Annotated in this window: 19 protein-coding genes; 15 read left to right on the forward strand and 4 right to left on the reverse strand. The window is 70.9% G+C overall.

Features of this window, described 5'->3' with window-relative positions:
- Positions 1-697: 697 nt before the first annotated feature.
- Positions 698-1,048, reverse strand: coding sequence for a tyrosine-type recombinase/integrase (locus NUM_RS21880; protein WP_225918759.1), 351 nt, complete (start codon positions 1,046-1,048; stop codon positions 698-700).
- 816 nt (positions 1,049-1,864) lie between these two features.
- Here NUM_RS21880 and NUM_RS21885 point away from each other — a divergent pair.
- Positions 1,865-2,275: a hypothetical protein gene (locus NUM_RS21885; RefSeq protein WP_207126773.1), complete on the forward strand. Its 411-nt coding sequence runs from the start codon at positions 1,865-1,867 to the stop codon at positions 2,273-2,275.
- Positions 2,276-2,714: 439 nt separating this feature from the next.
- Here the strand turns inward: NUM_RS21885 and NUM_RS21890 are convergent, their stop codons facing one another.
- From NUM_RS21890 to NUM_RS21900, 3 genes are read right to left on the reverse strand one after another with little or no spacing between them, the layout of a single operon-like run.
- Positions 2,715-3,041, reverse strand: coding sequence for a MerR family transcriptional regulator (locus tag NUM_RS21890; RefSeq protein WP_207126774.1), 327 nt, complete (start codon positions 3,039-3,041; stop codon positions 2,715-2,717).
- Positions 3,034-3,945, reverse strand: a complete 912-nt coding sequence (locus NUM_RS21895; RefSeq protein WP_207126775.1) for a DNA-methyltransferase — start codon at positions 3,943-3,945, stop codon at positions 3,034-3,036. The genes NUM_RS21890 and NUM_RS21895 overlap by 8 nt, the downstream gene beginning before the upstream one ends.
- Positions 3,938-4,528: a hypothetical protein gene (locus NUM_RS21900; protein WP_207126776.1), complete on the reverse strand. Its 591-nt coding sequence runs from the start codon at positions 4,526-4,528 to the stop codon at positions 3,938-3,940. The genes NUM_RS21895 and NUM_RS21900 overlap by 8 nt, the downstream gene beginning before the upstream one ends.
- A gap of 282 nt (positions 4,529-4,810) precedes the next feature.
- Here NUM_RS21900 and NUM_RS21905 point away from each other — a divergent pair, with 282 nt between their 5' ends.
- The 14 genes from NUM_RS21905 (at position 4,811) to NUM_RS21970 (ending at position 20,767) form a co-directional block, all read left to right on the forward strand.
- A complete protein-coding gene (locus NUM_RS21905) occupies positions 4,811-5,593 on the forward strand; it encodes a hypothetical protein (protein WP_207126777.1) in 783 nt (260 codons plus the stop codon).
- Positions 5,594-5,922: 329 nt separating this feature from the next.
- Entirely contained in the window at positions 5,923-6,426 is a 504-nt protein-coding gene (locus tag NUM_RS37290; protein ID WP_225918760.1) for a pilin, read from the forward strand.
- A 3-nt stretch (positions 6,427-6,429) separates the two neighbouring features.
- Positions 6,430-7,482, forward strand: a complete 1,053-nt coding sequence (locus NUM_RS21915; protein WP_207126778.1) for a type IV secretion system protein — start codon at positions 6,430-6,432, stop codon at positions 7,480-7,482.
- 124 nt (positions 7,483-7,606) lie between these two features.
- Positions 7,607-8,650, forward strand: a complete 1,044-nt coding sequence (locus NUM_RS21920; protein WP_225918768.1) for a PrgI family protein — start codon at positions 7,607-7,609, stop codon at positions 8,648-8,650.
- 74 nt (positions 8,651-8,724) lie between these two features.
- Positions 8,725-10,542 carry a VirB4 family type IV secretion system protein gene (locus NUM_RS21925; protein ID WP_225918311.1) on the forward strand — a complete coding sequence of 606 codons (1,818 nt, stop codon included), beginning with the start codon at positions 8,725-8,727 and terminating at the stop codon, positions 10,540-10,542.
- Entirely contained in the window at positions 10,539-13,016 is a 2,478-nt protein-coding gene (locus NUM_RS21930) for a type IV secretion system DNA-binding domain-containing protein (RefSeq protein WP_207123113.1), read from the forward strand. Before NUM_RS21925 ends, NUM_RS21930 begins: the two co-directional genes overlap by 4 nt.
- A gap of 320 nt (positions 13,017-13,336) precedes the next feature.
- Positions 13,337-14,149 (forward strand): replication-relaxation family protein, encoded by an 813-nt coding sequence (locus NUM_RS21935; RefSeq protein ID WP_207123112.1) that lies wholly within the window; start codon positions 13,337-13,339, stop codon positions 14,147-14,149.
- A 139-nt stretch (positions 14,150-14,288) separates the two neighbouring features.
- On the forward strand, positions 14,289-15,062 hold the full coding sequence (locus NUM_RS21940) for a hypothetical protein (RefSeq protein ID WP_207123111.1): 774 nt from the start codon (positions 14,289-14,291) through the stop codon (positions 15,060-15,062).
- A gap of 325 nt (positions 15,063-15,387) precedes the next feature.
- Complete coding sequence (locus NUM_RS21945) at positions 15,388-16,113, forward strand: hypothetical protein (RefSeq protein ID WP_207123110.1); 726 nt, start codon at positions 15,388-15,390, stop codon at positions 16,111-16,113.
- A 158-nt stretch (positions 16,114-16,271) separates the two neighbouring features.
- Positions 16,272-16,988 carry a hypothetical protein gene (locus tag NUM_RS21950; RefSeq protein WP_207126780.1) on the forward strand — a complete coding sequence of 239 codons (717 nt, stop codon included), beginning with the start codon at positions 16,272-16,274 and terminating at the stop codon, positions 16,986-16,988.
- A gap of 15 nt (positions 16,989-17,003) precedes the next feature.
- Positions 17,004-18,599 (forward strand): DUF3560 domain-containing protein, encoded by a 1,596-nt coding sequence (locus NUM_RS21955; protein ID WP_207126781.1) that lies wholly within the window; start codon positions 17,004-17,006, stop codon positions 18,597-18,599.
- Positions 18,600-18,884: 285 nt separating this feature from the next.
- Complete coding sequence (locus NUM_RS21960; protein WP_207126782.1) at positions 18,885-19,241, forward strand: hypothetical protein; 357 nt, start codon at positions 18,885-18,887, stop codon at positions 19,239-19,241.
- A 113-nt stretch (positions 19,242-19,354) separates the two neighbouring features.
- Positions 19,355-19,906 (forward strand): hypothetical protein, encoded by a 552-nt coding sequence (locus NUM_RS21965; protein ID WP_207126783.1) that lies wholly within the window; start codon positions 19,355-19,357, stop codon positions 19,904-19,906.
- Positions 19,907-20,083: 177 nt separating this feature from the next.
- A complete protein-coding gene (locus NUM_RS21970) occupies positions 20,084-20,767 on the forward strand; it encodes a GGDEF domain-containing protein (protein ID WP_207126784.1) in 684 nt (227 codons plus the stop codon).
- Positions 20,768-20,862: the final 95 nt, after the last annotated feature.

The following is a 20,862-nucleotide window of genomic DNA, read 5'->3' on the forward strand; positions in this document are numbered from 1 at the left end:
CTAGGCGGCGACTGGCCTCGCAGGCGGCGTCAGGGCGGCCGTGCGCCCGATCCGGTGTGGCGCGCCCGATCGTGTACACGGCCGCGGGGTAGTGGGGTCGCGCGCGGGCCCAACAGCCGACGCGGTGTCGACTCCCGCGCTGGGGATGACCAGGCTGCGCCGCCCGGCTGCGAGGTCGGGCGTGCGCAGCGTGGAGGGAAGCGCCATCGGGCGGCGCGACCCCGCAGCGCGGATGGTGCGCGGCGACGCGGTGAGGGCAGGCGCGTCCAGGGAACCGAACCACCCGACCCAGGTCGACGGCGTGGGCGTGCGCCGGCGACCGACGGCGATCGTGCGGCCTGCCCGGCGGGCAGGCCGGATACTCAGCGGCCGGGCTGGCCCCGGCCGGCTGGTGACGGCCGACGGCGGTGAGGTCGCGCGCTGCGGGGTGTGCGCCGCGAGCGTCTGTGCGCACATCGCGGTGGCCGCGGGCGGGCATGGGTAGTGGCCGTTGGTGGTGCACTGCAGGTTCGTGCAGTGGCCGCGGGCGTCGGGCTGGTGTGCGGCCAGGACGTCGGCGGCAAGGTTCCACAGCAGCCGGTCGTGGACCTCATCGGGTGCTTCGCCGCGAGGGCAGGGGCGGTTGGTGGTTCGTGCGGGTGGTGTGGCGACGGTCGTCATGTCGGAGTGCCTTTCGTCGAATGGGCCATGGGTACGCTCAGTGCTGGTTGCGGGGAACCAGATCGATGGCGCGGGTGACCGCCTCGCGGCCCAGCTGAGGCAGCACCATGGTGTAGATCTGGGAGGTGGTGTCCAGGTCGGTGTGGCGCAGCATCTTCTGCACGACGGTGATGTCCACTCCCGAGGCCAGAGCGAGCGTGGCCGCGCCGTGGCGTAGGCCGTGCAGCCGGATCGGCGGCAGCCCGGCGGGGTGCAGCGGCAGGCCAGTGGGGCCAGTGAACAACAAATCGTTGTCATGCCAGCCCGATCCCGCTGAATCACGATCGAATCCCCGGAGCATCTGGTGCGCCGAGAGCTGTTCGACGACCTCGTCGGGGATCGGGGCCACTGGACGCTGCGAACCTGGCGACGTCGGGGCCGTCGGTTGCCGTCGATGTCAGGCGGCAGCTCGATGCGGTAGTTGGTGGTGTCATGGTCGGCCATGCCGCGCTGCGGGCATCCGGCGCCCAGTGACTTGCCGGCCCCGTCGGTGCACCAGCACCGGAAATAGATCGATCCTTGAGCAGCCATCCGAGATCTCCGTTCGATGTGCGCTGCGCGCATGCTCGCGCCGAGCGGGCGCCTTGGGCCAGCTCGGGCCCGAGGGATGGACACCTCGGGCCCGAGTGCCGGGATCGGCATCGCGAGCGTTGCGACGGAGGCCGTGCGATGGCCGACGCGCCGCGCCTCGTTGGCCCGAAGTGAAGACGCGACTTCCATCACGGAAAGCGATGGTGCCGGAGTTGGGGACTCTGGAGGTGGTGGGAAAGTCCCGCCAGGGCTGCCAGGTGGTCAGATCTGTGATGGCGAGCCGGATGATTTCATGGTCTTCTACCACGGGAGCGGAATTGATTCTCTTGTGGACATCCTGAACAATGGGTTGAATGCATCCCAAGCCAGTGCCAATTACACGGACGGCGTTGGTCACGGATTTTTATGGCAACCGCTCAGGAGGATACTGAGTACTATGCGTTTCGCGCGATGGGAAACATTGTTAAGATCCAGATGTGCAAGTCTGCGTTCGAGGCGCTGAGGGCTGCTGGGGCGGATTTCCGAGACCCGCCAAGCGGCGGCCCAAGGTCCTTCAATTATGCGGGTAAGGAGTTCTACGTTCCCGACTCGGCGTTTGACCTCTTCAACGACCTGAGAGATTGTGGGGATATCGATGTATTACCCTGAGCAGATCCCACGTCTCAATGGTGTTGAGTTTGTCAAGCGACACCCGGAAGGGTTCTTTCGGGCGGGGCATTTCAATCCGCTCGAACTTGCGATGATGATCCTCATGGATGCTGTAATCCTTGGTGCCACGAAAGTCCGGCTGTCCATTGACGATGATTGGTACATATGTTGTGCCGATGTTGATTGGCTCCAGTCAATACCCGAGTCGTTTGATAGGCTTCTTGCCTTCCCGGAAGCCGGGCAGTCATCGTTCCATGCGGAGTTCTTGGCGAAGGTATTTTGTGAGTCGGTCTACACTCTCACCAGGGAATCTGAAAAGATAGTAAAGGGATCGAGTCCGGGTGCACCGCTGGGCATTCGGCCTCCGTGGGAACGGATTGTCGCTTTTAGAAGTTGACTCTGCGTTCAGTACTCTGTGATGGATGTTGCAACATTTAGAGCTCTGTTCTTGTTGTGCATCAGCAGTAATCTAGCAATCGAACCTCAAAGTCGCGAAACGACTTCGGATGCGCGACTAGGTCGAATCACCGGAGGTCTGTCGCAAGGGTTTGGGGTTAAGAATTATTCTTCGACTGCCCGGCACTATGGCGCAGGCAGCATCGAGCATCATCTTCGGGGAGACCGGTATAGCGGACCTCGAGTATCTGAAGACATCAGCACCAGTCGATTCACGCATCGTTGATGCCGGCTCAACTGAGCCCTTTTCATTCCCCACGAGGATGGAAAGGGCTCATTGTAGGGAGAACGGGTGAACGAGTACTTGCCGCTGATCCGGAGAGTAGCCGGCGTCCCGGAGGCCAGATTCGGGGGCGCTCACCAGATCGGAGCGCGAAGGGTCAGCGCCTGGATAGCCATTGCAATGGTGAGAGCCGTTGCGATGGTGATTGCCGGTCAGCCCCCTCCGTTGCCAGGGCGGCTGCCTCTGATTTCGCCTCGGCATTTGGCCCGCGAATGCCGAGCGCGGCAAGCAGTGTCGCGGTGGGAACTCGATAGTGGCGGCCGACCGGCAGCACCGGTACAGGGAACCGATTGTCGCGTACGAGTTGGTAGGCGAGGGTGCGGCCGATTCCCAGGGCGCGGGCTGCGGTGGTCAGGTCGACAACGGTGGGCGCGTCGAGCAGTTGTCGGATGCTGATCGGGGTGCGGAAGTCGTGGTCATTCATGGGCTTGTCCTGTCGGGTTGAGGGTGTCGAGTAGTTGTTGGTGGTAGGCGGGTTCGAGGTCGATGCCGAGGTAGCGGCGGCCGGTGGTCAGGGCGGCGTATCCGGTGGTGCCGGAGCCGCTGAACGGGTCGCAGACCAGCTGCCCGGGATGAGTACCGGCGAGCACGGCGCGGCGGGCGAGGTCGGCGTAGCCGCCGGTGGGGTGGCGTTGGGTGCGGGGTCGCGACGGCAGGGTCCACACGTCGCCGGCGCCGGCGGGCCCGGCTTCGGCGCGAAGTGCGGCGCGGTCGAACCGGTAGTGAGGGGAGCGGGTGAGAAGGAACAGGGCGTCGTGGCGGTTGTGGAGCCGGTCGGTGGCGCTGGTGGGGGTGGAGTTGGGGCGGTGCCAGATGATGTGGTTGCGCAGGATCCACCCGTCGTCGATCAGGTCGAGGCACACCCGCCACGGCACGCCGAGTAGGCATTTGGGGCGGTAGCGGCTGGCGGGTGGCCGGTGCGTGCCGTAGTGCGGCATGCGGACCTGCCTGCTGGCGGGGGAGGGCTGCCCGGCGTGGTAGTTGCCCCAGGAACCGCCGTAGCTGTCGCCCAGGTGCAGCCACACCGTCCCGTCGCCGGCCAGCACCCGGGCCAGCTGCGCGAACACGGCGCGCAGGTGGGCGAGGTAGTCGTCGAGGTTGGCTTCGTGCCCGTACTGGCCGGGGCTGTGGTAGTCGCGTAGCCCCCAGAACGGCGGGCTGGTGAACACCAGGTCCACCGAGCCATCGGGCACCGTGGCCAGGGCCGCGGCGGCGTCCCCGACCACCAGCCGTAGCCACGCTGCGTGACGGTCGGGGTGGTTGCGGGGGGTGGGGGCGGCGGGGGGAGAGGGCCGCCGCCCCCACTGGAGGGGGGTGGTGTCAGGCATCGATTCCGCCTTCCAGGTGCGGGGCGGTGGCGATCACCAGCCAGCAGTGCGTGACCGCCGTCGGGTCGGCCGCTGTGCCGGGGTCGCGGTCGGGGGTGTGGTAGGTGAACCGGTCGCCGGTGACGCCGGCGGGATCGGTGATGGCCTGGATGCAGTGCAGCGGCATCAGCCCGGCGGCGGCGATGTCGGTGAGGACCGTGCTGCGGTCGTGGCCGCGATCGGCGGGCACGACGACCACCAGGCACCCGCCGTCGCTGACCTGGGTGGCCAGCTCGGCCAGGCTGGTGCCGGCCGGCCCGGTTGCTGGGGTGTGGGTGGTGATGACCAGCTCGGCGGGGGTGGCGGCCGGGTCGGGGCGGGTCCGGTAGGCGCGAGACAGGGTGGCGGCTGCCGCGGCGATGGTCGCGTCCGCGGTGGCGTCGTGGATGGTGTTGCGGCGGCGGGAGTAGATCGCCACCAGCCGCAGCGCCAGCGGGTAGCTCAACCCGCTTTGTTGCCCGCTGTGGGGCGGGCCCGGGTGGTCCGGATGCGCGCCGCTGCGCCAGGTGGCCCGGGCTGGACGGTGCTGTCGTGGAGTGCTCATGTCCCCCAATGGCGCGGCCGCACCTCTGATCAGTCAGCCTGTGGGCACGTGTGGGAAATCAGCTGCGAAAAACCGGGCGGTGAGGTCTGAACATGCCCATCTGGTCGTGGTCGATGGCCTCGGTCGGGGTGTGCTGACGCGCACGCTGTGGGGATGTGTGGGCGCACGGGGGCCGCCCGCGGCCGTGGTTGTGGGCCGGTGTGGGAGGCGTGTGGGGTCGCTCGGGCCTGCTGGGCGTATCGGGCCCCGAGAGGGCGGGGCCGTGCGACCAGGAGGTTGGTCATGGCATCCACCACCATTTCTGTTGCCGGCGGTTGGCCGGCCGGCGTGCTGGACGCGGCGGAGACCGCGTTCGGATGGCTGTCGGTCGAGCCGCACCCGCTGTGCTTGGACTGCACCGGCCTGACGGGGCTGCCGGCGGGGCCGGTGTCGGTCGGGCGGCTGCGGCGGCTGTTGCTGTCGCCCCAGACCCCGGCAGACTCCCGCGACGCGGTCTGGGCGCACGTGATCACCCGCGCCCAGACCGGCCGACCGGAATGGACGATCGCCGCGGTCGGGCTGGCGCTGCCCGGCCTGTGCGCGGCGGCCGGCCGTCTGGCGGCCGGCTGGCGCGGCGACCCGTGCGATCTCGATGCCGAGTTGCTGGCTGGGTTCGTCGCGGCGTTGCGCACCGCCGATCCCGACGACCGCTGGCTGTGCCGGCGGTTGGTGCGTCGGGCCATCGCGGCTGGCCGCGCGCTACGCCACGCCGACGCCTCGGCCGCCACCCCCCACTCTGACTACCCTGAGTCACGGGCGCCGCAGCGTCCGTACGGGCATCCGGACCTGCTGTTGGGTCGGGCCGTGGCCGACAAGGTGCTGTCTGCCGACGATGCGGACCTGATCGGTGCGACTCGGCTGGAGGCCGACACCCTGGCGGGCTGGGCGAGCGCGCACGGCATCTCGGTGTGTGCAGCGGCGTCCCGCCGGCAGCGTGCCGAGAGCCGCCTGGTCGAGATGATCGCCGCTGGCCGCCTGGATGGCCTGGCCGGGCCGGCTGAGCCTGATCCCGCCGGCATCGGCTGATCTCCACACCCCGCCGCACCCCTGTGGACAACGCTGTGGATAACGCTCTGGCCTGCGGTGTGAGGTTCTGTGGGGAGCTGTTGGACCGACACCTGCCTGATCGGCGGGGTCGCGATGGCAGTTGGGGGTCATCGCAGGCCGCACCCGACGAGCTCTCGGGCCGCGGCGCGATCCCCGGGACAACGATCCGCCGCCACCCGACGCCGGGTGCAGGCGCGGGGGGCGTGGTCGACGCCGACCGCGCCCCCGCTGCCGGCCGGCGGGCCGTCCGGGGCCGTGATCGCCTCCCGGCGCCCGCGTGGCGGGCCACGGGGGATGGAGGCACCCCGATGCTTGCCACCGCCGCACTCACCGAACTCTCGCAGCTGCTGTCCACGCTCGCCGACCTGTACGGCGCTCTCGCCGCCCACACCGCGGCCGGCCACACGGTCCTGGCTCTCACGTCGCCGAGCGGGCCGGGCCTCGCACCGCCCGCCGCTCCCCCTGTGCCGGATCTGCACGTGCCGCTTCTGCACGTTTCGGGGTGGCCGCTGGGCCAGCTGGACTTGTCAGCCAACCATTCCCTGGCCGGTGAATGGCTGGCCGACAAAGCGAAGAAACCGCATTCGTTGCCGACGATCATCAGCAAACTGCGGCTGTGGATCATGGGCCTGCTCGCCGGGGTCGCCACCCTGTTCCTGGTCGTGGGCGGGGTGCGGTATCTGGCCGCCGGCGGCGACCCGTCGGAGGTCGAGCGGGCCAAGTCGTCGCTGAAGTCCGCGCTGATCGGCTACGCGCTGGCGGTGTTGGCGCCGGTGTTGTTGACCGTTCTCCAGTCGATCATCGGGGGCTGAGAAATGCCTTCCAACGTGAACGCGTCGATGATCAACGCGATGATGACGGTGGTCATGCAGTGGCTGGCCGGGCATCTGATCAAGCCGCTGCTGGACACCCTGTTCGCCTTGTTGAAAGTGACGTCGTTTTCCAGCCCGGACGTGACCGTGATGCCCGCCGTGCAGCACATGGTCGGGAAAACCACCTGGATCGTGGCCTCCGCCTACGTGCTGGCGTTCGTGGCCGCCGGGATCATCGCGATGTGCCGCGACAGCCTCCAGGTCCGGCATTCCGCGGCCAGCCTCGCGCCGCGGCTGGTGGTGGGTTTGGTGGCGTCGGTGATGTCGCAGAAACTGCTCGCCGGCGTCATCGACATCACCAACGCCCTGGTCGCGCAGCTGACCGGAGACAAGATCACCGGCGGCAAAGCGGCCGAACAACTGGCGCAAACGGCCCGCGATTCGCTGAACACCACCGGCGCCGTGGTGGGCCTGTTACTGGCGATCTCTCTCGCGGTGTTCTGCGTTGCCGCCCTGATCACCTATCTGGTGCGGCTGGGTGTGCTGGTGCTGGCCGCTGGACTGGCCCCGTTGGCGCTGGCCTGTTTGGCGCTGCCGCAGACCGAATCGGTGGCCCGGCTGTGGGGGCGCATCGTGGCGGGTTGCCTGATCGTGCAGGTGCTGCAATCGCTGCTGATCACCATGGCTCTGCAGATCCTGACCGACCCGAAAGCCAACTACCACCTGCAGATCAACACCCCCAACGGCAATCCGTCGCAGGTGATGAACGTGCTGATGGTGCTGGTTGTGCTGTGGGGTGCGGTACGTATCCCTACCCTGGTCTCCCGCGCCGTGTTGGGCACCACCGGATCGGGCGGGTCGCTGGCAGCAACGGCAATGCGGGTGGTGGTCGTCAACACCGTCGGCCGCGGATTCACGATGCTGCGCCGCGCCGGAACGGCCACCGCCGCCGCTAGCGGTGCCCGCACCGTGTCGCGGGCACCGCAGGCCGCGACAACCACGACCCGGCGCCCGGCCACGCGCGCCCCGCAGATCCCGACAGGGAACCGGCCATGAACACCACCTCGTCGACTCGATCCACCGGCGTGCATCGCCTCGCGGAATCGAGGGATCGGCACGCGCCCTACGCCGCGAGCGATTTCTGCCGCCCGTTCTCTGCCCAGGAAAGTGAGTGATCACCATGGCCTCGCACAACAGTTCAGGCGATCACTGCGTCGGGGCGCCGGTACCGGCCGATCTGGACACCCCCGACACGATCGCCTACGGGCTCACCTTCCGACAGCTGGCCATTCTCGGCGTCGCCGGGGTCATCGGCTGGCTGGTGTGGCAGGCGCTGCACACCATCGTCCCGGTCCCGATCCTGATCGCCGCCGCGATCCCGGCCGCCGGGGCGACCGTGGCGATCACGATGGGCCGCCGCGACGGGCTCAGCCTCGACCGATGGCTGATGGCGGCGATCCGCGGTGTGCGCGCCCCGCGGCGGCTCGCCCCGGCCGGCAGTGCGCCAGGCCCGCTTCCCGGCTGGGCACCGGCGACCACGGCGGCGCATCCGGCGCCGGCCCTGCTGCGGCTACCGGCCGCCGGCATCGGCGCGGACGGCATCGTCGCCACCGGCGACGGCGGGCACGCCGCCCTGGTCGCCGCCTCCACCCTCAACGCGTCGCTGCGCACCGACGACGAGCAGCTGGCGTTGGTCGGCGCGTTCGGCCGGTGGCTCAACTCGCTGTCCGAACCCACGCAGATCGTGCTGTCGGCCCGGCCGGTCGACCTGCACGACCGGGCCCGCGCCCTGGCCCAGCGGGCAGGGCAGTTGCCGGACCCGGCGCTGGAGGCCACCGCCCGCGACCACGCCGCCTGGCTGGCCGAGCTCGCCGACACCCGGCACCCGCTGCGCCGTACCAGCGTGATCGTCTGCCGCACCCCGGGCCCCGCCCGCGACGCCCAGCGAGCCGCGACCCGGACCACGCGCGCCCTGTCCGGGCTCGGGTTGGCGGCCAAGCCGTTGGACGCCGACACCGTCGGTGCGGTGCTGGCCGCCGCGGTCGACCCGTTCAACCCGCCCGCCGACGACCACCGCGCCCCTGCCCACACCCCCGTGCGCTACCGCAGCGCCGACACCACACCGGCCAGAGCCGGCGACACCCCGCCGCCCCGGAGCGCAGACCGGGACCCCGGTGCCAACCAGCGACGGGGTGACGGCACCGATCGAGGAGGTTCGCAATGACCACCAGCATCCTGTCGCGGCTGTGGAGCCGCCGCACCAGCACGCCCACCACCACCGCCGAGGCCGCCGGGCTGATGCCGGCACCGGCCGGAGTGGAGGTCACCGGCCGACACCTCGCGGTCGGCGACGGCTACGCCACCACGCTGGTGGTCACCGGCTACCCGGCCGAGGTCGGCCCGCACTGGCTGGAACCGCTGCTGACCTGGCCCGGCCGCCTCGACGTCGCCCTACACATCGACCCGGTCGCCCCCGCTCTCGCAGCGCAGCAGCTGCGGCGGCGCCGCGCCCGGCTGGAATCGGCGCGCTCTATCGCCGCCTCCCGCGGCAAGCTGCCCAACCCGGTCGCCGAGGCCGCCGCCGACGACGCCGCCGATCTGGCCGAACGCGTCGCGCGCGGCGGCACCCGCCTGTTTCGCCTCGGCCTGTACCTGACCGTGCACGCCGCGACCCTGCCCGAGCTGCAAGACGCCGCCGCCCAAGTCAAGGCATTGGCCTCGTCGCTGCTGCTGGACACCGCCCCGGCCACCTGGCGGCAGCTGCAGGGCTGGTGCACCACCCTGCCGCTGGGCGACGACGCCCTGGGCATGACCCGCGTGATCGACACCGACGCCCTGGCCGCATCGTTCCCGCTGTCGAGCCCGGAGCTGCCCGGCCCGCTACCGGGCGAGCCCGCCGGCGGCGGCGTCCTCTACGGCGTCACCCTCGACTCGCCCGGGGTGGTGTGGTGGGACCGGTTCGCCCAGGACAACCACAACGCGATCGTGCTGGCCCGATCCGGCGCCGGCAAGTCCTACCTGATCAAACTGGAAACCCTGCGCTGGCTCACGCAGGGCGCCACCGCGGTGATCATCGATCCCGAAGACGAGTACCGGGACCTCGCCGGCCAGGTCGGCGGCACCCTGATCGGGCTCGGCGAGCCCGGCGTGCGGATCAACCCCCTGGAGATCCCGCCGACCGAACGGCGGCGAGATGCCCTGACCCGCCGCTGCCTGTTCTGCCACACCGTGGTCGCCGTCCTGGTCGGCGAGACCCCACCGCCGGCCGAACGCGCCGCACTGGACCGGGCCGTGGCCGCCGCCTACGCCGCGGCCGGCATCACCCACGACCCGCGCACTTGGCGCCGCCCCGCCCCGCTGCTGGCCGACGTTGCCACCCAACTGACGGCCGATAGCGACGAGGCGGCGCACACCCTCGCTGCCCGGCTGGCGCCGTTCACGACCGGATCGTTCTCGGAGCTGTTCGACGGGCCGTCCAGCCACCGACCGGACGGGCACCTGGTCGTGTGGTCGCTGCGGGCGCTGCCCGACGAGCTGCGCCCGATCGCCACGCTGCTGGTACTGGACGCGATCTGGCGCGGTGTGGATGTCACCGAGACGGGCCGGCCCCCGATGCTGGTCACCGTCGACGAGGCATGGAACCTGCTGCAAAACGAGCACGGCGCGAGGTTCCTGTACCGGCTGTCCAAGGCGATCCGCAAACGCGGCGGCGGGCTCAGCGTGGTCACCCAGGACGTCGGGGACGTGCTGTCCACCGAACTGGGCCGCGCGGTGGTGTCCAACGCGGCCACCCAGATCCTGCTGCGCCAGGCGCCGCAGGCCATCGACCAGGTCGCCGACACCTTCGACCTCACCGACGGCGAGAAGCAGCTGCTGCTGGCCTGCCGCAGGGGAGAGGGACTCCTGGTCGCCGGGACCGACCGGGTGGCCTTCCAGGCCGTCGCGTCCCCGGCAGAGGACCGGCTGTGCCGCACCGACCCTCTCGCTGCCGGCGCGCCTGCCGCTAACCCCGGGGATAGCGCGCTGGACGACGGCGATCTCGGAGCCCTTCCCGCCGACGAGCAGACCTTCCCCGGCCTGGATAGCGCCGGGCTGGATGAGGACGACATGCCATGACTACCACCACAACCACCACTGCCCAGCACCTCCCAGCACACGCTGCCACCATCCACCTGCCGACGCTGCCGGACTGGCCGCAGCTCGCCGCCCTCGTTGGCCGGCCGGCCGTGTGGGCGATCGCCGCGACACTGCTTGTCGTGGTCTGCTCGGCAGGACCGGTGTGCCGCGGGCTGCGGCAACGCCGCTTCACCCGACACGGCCGCCGGCTGCTGATCCAGCCGCCGCCGCAGGTCGACCCCGACGGCGTCAGCCAGCTGTGGGCCACCCTCGCCGGGGTGCTCGCTGCGCCCCGCACCCGCCGGTGGCTGTTCGGGGTCCCGCACGTGGCGCTGGAGTACACCTGGTCCGGCCGTGCCCTGACCATCGGGTTGTGGATCCCCGTCCAGGTCCCGATGCGCGCCGTGATCGCTGCGGTGCAGGCGGCCTGGCCCGGCGCCGGCTGTCAGCCCGCCACCGATGCGCCGCCTCTTCCGGGCGGGGTTTGGGCGCGAGGCGGGGCGCTGATCCCGGCGCTGCCCGGCACCTACCCCCTCGAGGTCGCCCACTCGACCGACTCGCTGCGCCCGCTGCTCGCCGCCGGCGCCGGCCTGAAGGCCAACGAGGCGGCGTGTGTGCAGATCCTGGCGCGTCCGGCCACACCGCGCCAGCACCGGCGCCTGCGCACCGCCGCAGCCGGGCTGCGCACGGGCCGTCCGCACGCCTCGGCGCCGGCAAGCCTGCTGCGCCTCGGCCTGGATCTGGCGACACCCGGCGGCACCCACCGACACCACCACCGAAGCCCCACCACCATGGCGGATCCATTGCGGGAGCGGGATGCGCGGGCCGCGTTGGACAAGACGGCGCTGCCGCACTGGCAGGTCGCGATCCGCTACGCCGCCGCCGTGGCCCCTGCACGCACCAGCACCGAGCGCCGGATGCCGGGGGTGGTGCGGGCACGGTTGACCACCATCGCCCACACCCTCGCGGCAAGCTTCGCGGTCTACACCGGCCGCAACCACCTGCGACGCCGCCGCCTCGCCCGCCCGGCCCCGGTGCTGGCCGCCCGCCGCCTGGCCTCCGGGGCGTTGGTGTCGGTACAGGAGCTCGCCGGCCTCGCGGCCCTGCCGTTGGATGTCGCCGTGCCGGGCCTGGATCGGGCCCGCGCCAAGACCATCCCCGCCCCGGTCGCCGTACCGGCGGGCGGGCGCAACACCAAGAAGCTGGGCACCGCAGCCGCCGGCGGACACTCCGTCGCGTTGCCCGTGGCCGACGCCCGGCAACACCTGCACGTACTGGGCGCCACCGGCTCCGGGAAATCCACCCTGCTGTGCAACATGATCTGCGACGACCTCGCCGCCGGCCGCGGCGCCGTCGTCCTGGATCCCAAGGGGGACCTGGTCACCGACATCCTCGACCGGCTGCCCGCCTCCGCAGCCGACAAGGTGTGGCTGCTCGACCCCGACCAAGACCACACCCCGGTGCTCAACCCGCTCGACGGCAACGACCACGACCTGGTCGCCGACAACATCTGCGGCATCTTCGCCCGCATCTTCCAACGCCACTGGGGCCCCCGCATCGACGACGTGCTCCGCGTGGCGTGTCTGACCTTGCTGCGGCATGCCAACGCCACCCTGACATTGGTGCCGCCGCTGCTGCAGAACAAGCAGTTCCGGGCACGGATGACCGCCGACCTGACCGACCCGGACGGGCTGGGCGGGTTCTGGGAATGGTACGAGGAGATGAACCCGGGGCTGCGCGCCCAGATCATCGGCCCGGTCCTGGCCCGCCTGCGCGCGGTGCTGCTGCGCGACTTCGCCCGCCGCACCCTCGGCCAACCCCGCTCCACGCTGAACATGTCCCAGATCCTCGACCACGGCGGGCTCCTGCTCGCCCGCCTGCCCAAGGGGGCGCTGGGGGAGGACACCTGCCGGCTTCTCGGCTCGTTCGTGCTGGCGCAGGTGTGGCAGACCGCCACCACCCGCACCGCCATGCCCGAAGCGAAACGCCGGGACGCGTCGCTGTATGCCGACGAGTGCCAGAACTTCCTGACCCTGCCGCACTCGGTGGACACGATGCTGGCCGAGGCGCGAGGCTACCGGTTGAGCCTGGTACTCGCGCACCAGGACCTGTCTCAGCTACCGGCCGAGACCGCCGCGGCGATCTCCACCAACGCCCGCAACAAGCTGTACTTCGCCTGCGGCCCCGAAGACGCCCGCATCCTGTCCCGGCACACGCTGCCGGAGCTCGACGACCACGACCTGTCGCACCTGCACGCCCACACCGCCGCCGCCCGGCTGATGGTCGCCAACCAGCAGACCGCCGCGTTCACCCTCGCGACCCCGCCCCCGCGGCGGGTGCTGGGCGCCGCCGACCACCTGCGCCGCTGTGCTGCGGCCCGCGCTGCCACCGACGAGCAGCAGCAGGTCGCGGCGCTGCACCAGCAGGCCGGCTTCACCACCACCGAGCCTGAGATCGGTGATGATGCGCAGTGAACGATGCACCCGACCGCGCAACGCCGCATTCACCCGTTCGAGGGGTGGCTGAGTACCCTCCCGACCACGGCACAGACCAGGTCACCGACGGGCCTACCGACCCTCCTGCCCACCCGAATCCGGTAACAGCGCAGGTCAGAGGCCAGATGCGGGCGTCTCGGCGAGTCCGACTCCCCCTACGGGGGACCCCGGACCCTCCACATCACCCTGGTCTGTCTGCCGCCGGGTCCGCTGGCCCGCTCGGTTCCGGCCGGCCGGCTCCCGCCGGCTGGCCGGACGGTCTGGCGGCGGCCTCCGGCGCCATCACCGGCCGCGATCGAATGCTGCTGGAGCTGCTGGACCAGCACGGGACCCTGACCACCGGCCAGATCACCGCGATCTGCTTCGGCGCCTACAGCACCGCCGACCGGCGGCTGCGCCGGCTGTTCCGGCTCGGGTTGCTGGATCGGTTCCGGCGGTACAACCCGCACACGGGCAACGTCACCGGCTGGCACTGGACGATCGGCGTTCTCGGCGCCAGGCTGATCGCGCTGTCCGCCGGCCGCCCCGCACCGGCGCGGGCGGCGGTGACCCACCGGCGTGACCAGCTGATCGCCTCCCCGCGGCTGGAACATCTGCTGGGCGTCAACCAGACGTTCGTCGACCTACGCGCCCACGCCCGCACCCACCCCGGCGCGCAGCTGACCAGGTGGTGGTCAGAGCGGCGGACCGCCGAAGCCTTCAGTCACCGCATCCACCCTGACGGGCACGGCGTCTGGCGCGCTGGCGGCCACACCGTCGGCTTCTTCCTCGAACACGACACCGGCACTGAAACCCTGCGGCGGCTGATCGACAAACTGCCCGCGTACACCCGCCTCGCGCAGGCCGGGGGACCAGCCTGGCCGGTGCTGTTCTGGCTTCCCACGACCACCCGCGCCAAGCACCTGCACGACGCGCTCGCCGACCAGCCGCCCTTACCGTTCGCTGTCGCGATCGCCGCCCGGGTCCCCGGTCGACGTCGTGGACTGATCGTCACCGGGCCCGACCCCGCCGGGTGCCTCTGGCGCGTCCCGGGCCATCGAGAGCTGCTGCCACTGGCCCAGGTGCCCTGCCCGCACCAGCTTCCCGGGCCACTCAACCCTGGCCTGGAGTAGCCCGCCACACCACGGCCCGCCACACCACGGCACGGCACGCGACGGCACGGCAGATCAAGGCCGACACGCCATGCATCCCGCCATCGCAGATCCGCCACGCCCAGATTGCTGCCGATCCGCTACGTCCTGAGGAGCCGCCATGCGTCCCGTTGTTCTGCTCTGCCTGCCCGACCTCACCCCGCACACCCCACTCTCCGCCGCTATCGGCGCCGCACTGTCCCGCCACCCCGATCGGACCGCCGGAGCTGACCCGCCGGCACCGCGCTACTCGCCGCGCCCGCCGCGCACAGCCGCCCGCCCCGGCGGGCAGCGTTGGAGCTTCGCCACCGGATTCTGGCCCACCCACCCGGGCACCGACCGCGCCCTGCTGGTCTCGGCGCGGCCCGACGAGGCACCCGGCCGGTGGGCGTGCGCCGGCGGCCCGATCGCCGTCGTGGACCGCGCTCTGGCCGCCCGCCGCGCACAGCGAGCCGCCGAAGTGCTCTGGCGGCTGTTCGACGCCGTCACCTGGAACACCCCACCCGCACGCCGCTGGGAACTGTTCGCCACCCGACACGAGGCCGATCCCCAGGTGGTCACTCTGGATGCCGCGCGACGGGCCTTCGGCGCGCAGCCCCGCATCCGGGCGATGCGCGACTTCGACCTACGGGCCGACACCCTCACCGTGTTCGCCCGCTTCACCCCCGACCGGTACGCAACCGCCCTGGACCACCTTCAACCCGGCAGCGCCGCGTTCACCGCCCGCCGCATCACCCGCGCCGTGGCCGGTGATCGGATGGTCTGCCCCGGCGGGCGGCTGCTGCGCCCGGTTGCCGACACCCCCGACGCGCTGGCGGTCTACCGCGCCGCCGCCGATGCCGTCCTGGCCGGCCTGCCCCCATCCACGATCGTGGTGGCGGTGCACTACCACTAACCGGGGACAGCCGCGTCCCCGATCGACGACGCGACCTTCGCACACCTTCTAACAGTGCAGGTCAGGGCTCTCCCCGTAGCTGCGGACAGGGGTTGTGCTGTGCGATTGGGCCGCTAATCTGCCGGCTCACCTTTTCCCCATTTCCCTGACGGTTGCTGCGTTGTGCATTCCCAGTTCTGGCCCTCACGGTCGCCTTGTTGTCCACACCCACCACCGGTGGCTTGTCGACACAGCGATCTGGTCGCACTGGCACTACCCACGCCGCACCGTCCCCGCCGACTGTTCGGCGGTCAGTCTGCCCACCAGGGCAAGGAAGGAGCCGGCCATGTCCACCGCTGCGGGCAGCGTGCCCACCACCCGCACGATTCCTACCACCCCCACCGGCCCGCGCCGGCACGATCCCCGCACCGTACTGGTCGGGTTCGTGTGTATGGCCGAACGGCCCGACTGGTACACCGTGAGTGAACGGCTCAACGATCTGGCCGGGTACTCCACCGTCGGGCTGGCGCCGGTCTACCGAGCGCATCGGTGGACCCGCCGCGAGCGGCTGATCAACCCGACCCGTCAGGGCCGGTACTGCTATGCCGCCGGAGGGCGGGTGGGATCGCTGCGCCTCGACCGCATCCGCGCTCAGGCCGGCCGCAACGCCGACTACGAGTGGTGGACCTGGGCGCAGGTTACGGCGGGAACGCCGAGGGCACGCACCAAGGATGAGATCACCCAGGCCAACCCCCGGGCGGACGAGAAGACGATCACCAAGCTGTTCGAACAGCAGCCGAGGGTCGCCGCGATGCTGGAGTACAACGCCCGCACGGACATCCCAGTCAGGCTGGCACCCGAAAACCTGGACGTGTTTCAGGCCGGATGCGGCAAATACTGGCGGTTCCAAGTGATGTCGTCGGTGGTCGGAGACGAGATGTGCAGCCTCATGGGCGACTTCTGGTTCCCGCAATCCGACAGCTTGGCCGATCGGTTCGCCTACCTCACCAAGGCGAACCATCACCTGGACTGCATGGGTCCGGGCAGTTGGTTGGTGTGCGCCCGCCTGTAGTACCCGGCGGCACTCCAACACACCCCGCATCACCACTCATCCCCCATCACCGCGCCACAGCGCCGACCCCGACCGGGCCGGCGCTGTCGTGTGCCCGCACACCGGACACACGCAGATCGCCATCCACCAGATCCGCATCAGAGAAGGAGCCGACACCCATGACCGTCACCCCGGCGCCACCTGCCGATCAGCCGTCGGTCCGGCTGCGCTGTGACTGCCGCTGTCCCGTCCATCACGTACGCCTGCGCACCTGGTACGACGACGGTTGCCGCTGCGCCCTGAGCTGCGCGACCCAACCGCCCACCATCGTCACCCGCTACCTGCACGGCGTGCTGTTCCAGAACCCGGACGACCTGACCCTGTCGTATGCCAGCTGGCACGACGACGGCCGCGTGGACTGGGCCAGCCTGCACGAGTTCGGCATGTGTGCCGACAACGCCCACATCGCGGGCGTCCTGCAAGCCCAACTCGCCGCGCTCAGCGCCTGCCTCCCCGACCTCGGCGACCTCGCTCCCGCCGCGCCTGGCACCGCGCCCTTGGCCCGGGCCAGCTCCCCACGGTGCGACTGCGGATGCCCACTGCACCACGGATGCCCGCGCAGAACCTGGAACACCGCGCGGTGCCGGTGCGCACTGCACTGCACCACCCAACCCACCAGCTTCATCTCCCGTGCCTGGAACCGCTTGCTGTTCCTGGACACCAACGACAGCAGGCTGCTGACAACCATCTGGAGCAGCCCGGGACGAATCAGCTGGGGAAGCTGCATCCAGGTCACAGCCCGCGATGACGACTGGTCGACCAGCGCCGTGGTGCAACCACAAATGGCCGCGATCGCCGCCTGCCTCCGCAACACCCGACCCGACCTCGCCTACTAGCGGTCAGGAGCGACAGTGATCATCATTCGCCATACACATCGCGACGGCACGATCCTGGAAGGATCAACCAAAGGCGACGGGGTGTACGAGATCGTCCGGCAGCACGGGTTCACCTGGCGCCGTTCGGTCGGGATTTTCATCCGCGGTAGCCGCGACAAGGACGCACAACAGCAGAACATCAACGCTGCGGCCGAGGCGCTGCGCGCGGCCGGGCACGAGGTCACCATCGAGGTCGACAACCAGTGGCGGCCAGCCGCCGAGCGAGAAGCCGACCGCGTCGCCCGAGCCGCGGACCGGGTCGAACGGCTGGAGGCCGGCGCCGCGAAGGCCGCTGCCGGTGCGGCTGCGGCACACGCCGCGGCGCACGAGATCGCCGCGCGGCGACCGTTCGGCCAGCCGGTTCTGGAGGGCCACCACTCCGAACGGCGGCACCGGGCCGACATCCAGCGCGGCAACGACCTCGACCGGCGCGGGCGCACCCTGGACGACAAGGCTGGCCGCAGAGCGGACCGGGCGGCCGGCGCCGCGGCGAACGAGACGGCCAAGCACAACCCGCATGCGATCGTGCGGCGGGTCGAGACGCTGGAGGCGAAACGGCGCGCCTACCAGCGGCGGCGCGACGAGGCCACAGCGGGCGGCGAGTACCAGCAGCGGATGGCCCGCGAGATCGCGCGTCTCACCGACGACATCGATCACCAGCAGCGCACGCTCGACGCGATGCGCGAGGCAGGGGAGTACGACCCGTGGCAGCGCGACCACTTCCAGAAGGGAGACCGGGTGCGCCTCGCGCGGTTCGGCGGCTGGTACACCGTCACGCGCATCAACGCGAAGTCCGTGTCGATCATCGACCAGGAGCAGCAGCGCACGATCAGCTACAACGACCTCGGCGGCCGGCGCCGGGACGGGATGCAGCTCGACCAGCCCAGCGGGCAGCCGTGGCCGGTGGAGCTCGCGGTCAAGGTGGCGCGCTGGTCGAGTTTGGCAGCTCGGGCGTCGCGACGAGACGACGAACACAGCGATCTGGCCCGCAACGTGAACGCCGCAGTGCGGCTGGTGTACGGGCTGCCCGTCACCGCCTCCGACGCGGAGGTGAGGGCGTTCCCGACACCCGCCGAGGTGGAGCAGCAGCGGGCGCTTTCGGCCCGGCTCCTCGCCGTTTACGAGCGGCTGGACGCCGGTGAACGGTGGCCGGATGTCGCCGCGTCGCTGCCCGCCTACGAGCTTGCGCCGGCGTGGCGGATCCCAACCGACCGCAAGCCGCAGGACGTGCGGATCGACCATCTGAAGGTGGGGGATCTCGTGGCCGGGGTGTGGGAACACCACGGTGGTGGCCGGCGGCTGTGGCGCACCTTCGCCGGGCCGATCGCATCGGTGGATGCGCAGGACTGCCACGGCGAGCACGGCACCCACTACACCCTCACCACCGACGACGGCGCCGTGTACGAAGGGCGAGGCCAGTCGATCTGGCTGGCGGTCTACCGAGACGAGCACGCCGCCGGCCCGGCATCGGCGACCCCTGCGCCGGCGTCGACGTCAGAGCAGACGCCCGCCTCGATGGCGTCGACCGAGCCGACCGTCGAACCCGATCCAGACCACCACACCGCCCGGTAGACCGCGCGGCGCAGACGGCCCGAACCGAGACCCGCAGGTAGGCACCACAGACCCAGGCCGCGCAGACTGCCAACCTCGCCAACCCTGGGCCGGCAGCAGCAGCGTTCACCGCTCATCGACGGCGGGCCCGCCGCGCACCGCGCGCTTGCATTCCGCCAGCCGATCCGGCTGCGCGCAATGCCATACCACACACCCATGCCGCAGCCGGCCTCCGGACAGACGTCCGGGCAACGACGCTGCGGTCAGACCCGGCGCCTGATCGCGCCGAGAACAGGAAGGACTGTCATGACTGACACCGAGTCCACCGCTGCCGCCTCGGCGGCGTCGTGTGACTGCGGCTGCCCGATCCACCACGGGAAGCCCCGCACCGTGTGGAACGACTCGCAGTGCCGATGCGCGCTGATGTGTGCCACGCAGCCGACCACGGTCGTGGCCCGGGAATGGGACTGCGTGGTGTTTCTGGATCCCGCCGACCAGCACATGGTGCTCAGTGCGCATCTGCTGCCGATGACCCGCATCGACTGGTCCAGCTGCGCACCCATCGCCGGTGGCGACGGCTACCACGCCAAGGAGATTCTGCACCCGCTGCTGGCCTCGATCATCACCTACCTCAACACCGCCCTGCCGGTGCTCAACCTGTAACCGCCTCACAGCCACGGATTCCTGCACTTCCACTCGGGCCACGTCGCGTGCCGCCCGGCACGAGGACGTGGCCTTCTCCATGCCCACATCCATCTCGTCCCGAGGAGTTCGCCATGCCCGCTTTACCGCACCGGCTGCGTTGGGAGCTTCGTCCGCCGGCTCAGGTTGCCGAGGTGCTTCCGCTGGCAATGTGTCCGCTGGATCATCCCGCGACCATCGACAGCGGCGCCCGCGTCGTGCCCCTGCACGTCCTGCCCGACGGATCGGTGGAGGCCTACCAGCAGAGCCTGACCCTGCTGCGCCTGCCTGCCGCGACCCTGGCCCAGCCCGACCCACACATCCAACCGCCCTGCCAGGTGCGCCTGGCGCGGCGAGAGGCGTTCATCGTCGGCTACCTGCACGGCGCCACCTCCACCAGCCCGCTGTTCGAAGCCACCTTCCACGAGCCCGGCAACGCCGGCGCCTACGCCTGCGGCTACCAGTGCGGCACCGCCAGGCCGGCAGGCCCGCACCTGGCAGGCAGCGCCCTGCTGCAGCGGTTCGCGCTGACCGTCTACGGGGCGGTGTTGATAGGCGACAGCGCCGTCACCGTGCCTGCCGCGACACCGACGGACACGCCCGGCACACGCGACACGACGCCGACTCCGGAAGCGAGGGCGTCGTGACGCGTCCCGCGCACGGCGCTTCGCGCCGCAGCTGCCGACCACCGAGGTGAGCCGGTCAATGCCGGGTTCACCCGCCTCCACATTCCGCCCGTCCGCGGCGTCCGCCCCTCTAGCGGGCGCCGCGTCTTCTGTGCGCGGTTCACGGGCGCGTACGGCCGTTCAGATCGGAGATCTGTCATGTCGATACGACACTCCACCACCACCGCACTGGTGGTTGTACTGGCCGCCACAGGCGGCTACCTGCTCGCCGCCCACCACCACGCCGCCGACACCGCCCGATGGCGCGAGGCCGCCCTGCACGACCCGCTGACCGGCCTGCCCAACCGGCGGGCGGTCTACGAGCAGTTGATGCCGGCCCACCCCGAGGCGTGTATCGCGATGGTCGACCTCGACCACCTCAAGTCCGTCAACAGCCGCCACGGGCACCACATCGGTGACCAGATGATCGCCGCCGCTGGGGTCACCATGCGGGTCTGGGCCCAGGTCAGCCGGGCGCAGGTGGCGCGTCTGGCCGGAGACGAGTTCCTGGTCGTCCTGCCCGACGCCACCGACGCGGCGACCGCGCAGCGTCAGATCGACGACCTGCTGGACTGGCTGTCACAGCCGATCCAGATCGATGCCGCCGAGCTGGCCATGAGCGCCACCGCCGGCATCAGCACCCGCACCGGCAGCGACGAACAGGACCGCGCCCGCGCCGGGCTCGCCCTGCGCAGCGCGAAACGGCGCCGCGGCATCGCGCTGATCTACGACGCCGACCGCGACGGCAGCCCCGCACCCGACGGCGCCCGCCCGGCCGTGCGGTCCCGGGAGATGCCGTCCTCGCCGAACGCGGTCACACCGCACACGGGCCGGGCACGGTAGGCCTGGCGTGCCGTAGCAGCACGCCTGTCCCCGCGGCCACACCAGCTCGCGGCCAAGGGCCACGCGCCCGGTCACCTACTCCGACCCGCTCAGCG

Source organism: Actinocatenispora comari, assembly GCF_017312725.1.
Lineage (GTDB): Bacteria > Actinomycetota > Actinomycetes > Mycobacteriales > Micromonosporaceae > Actinocatenispora > Actinocatenispora comari.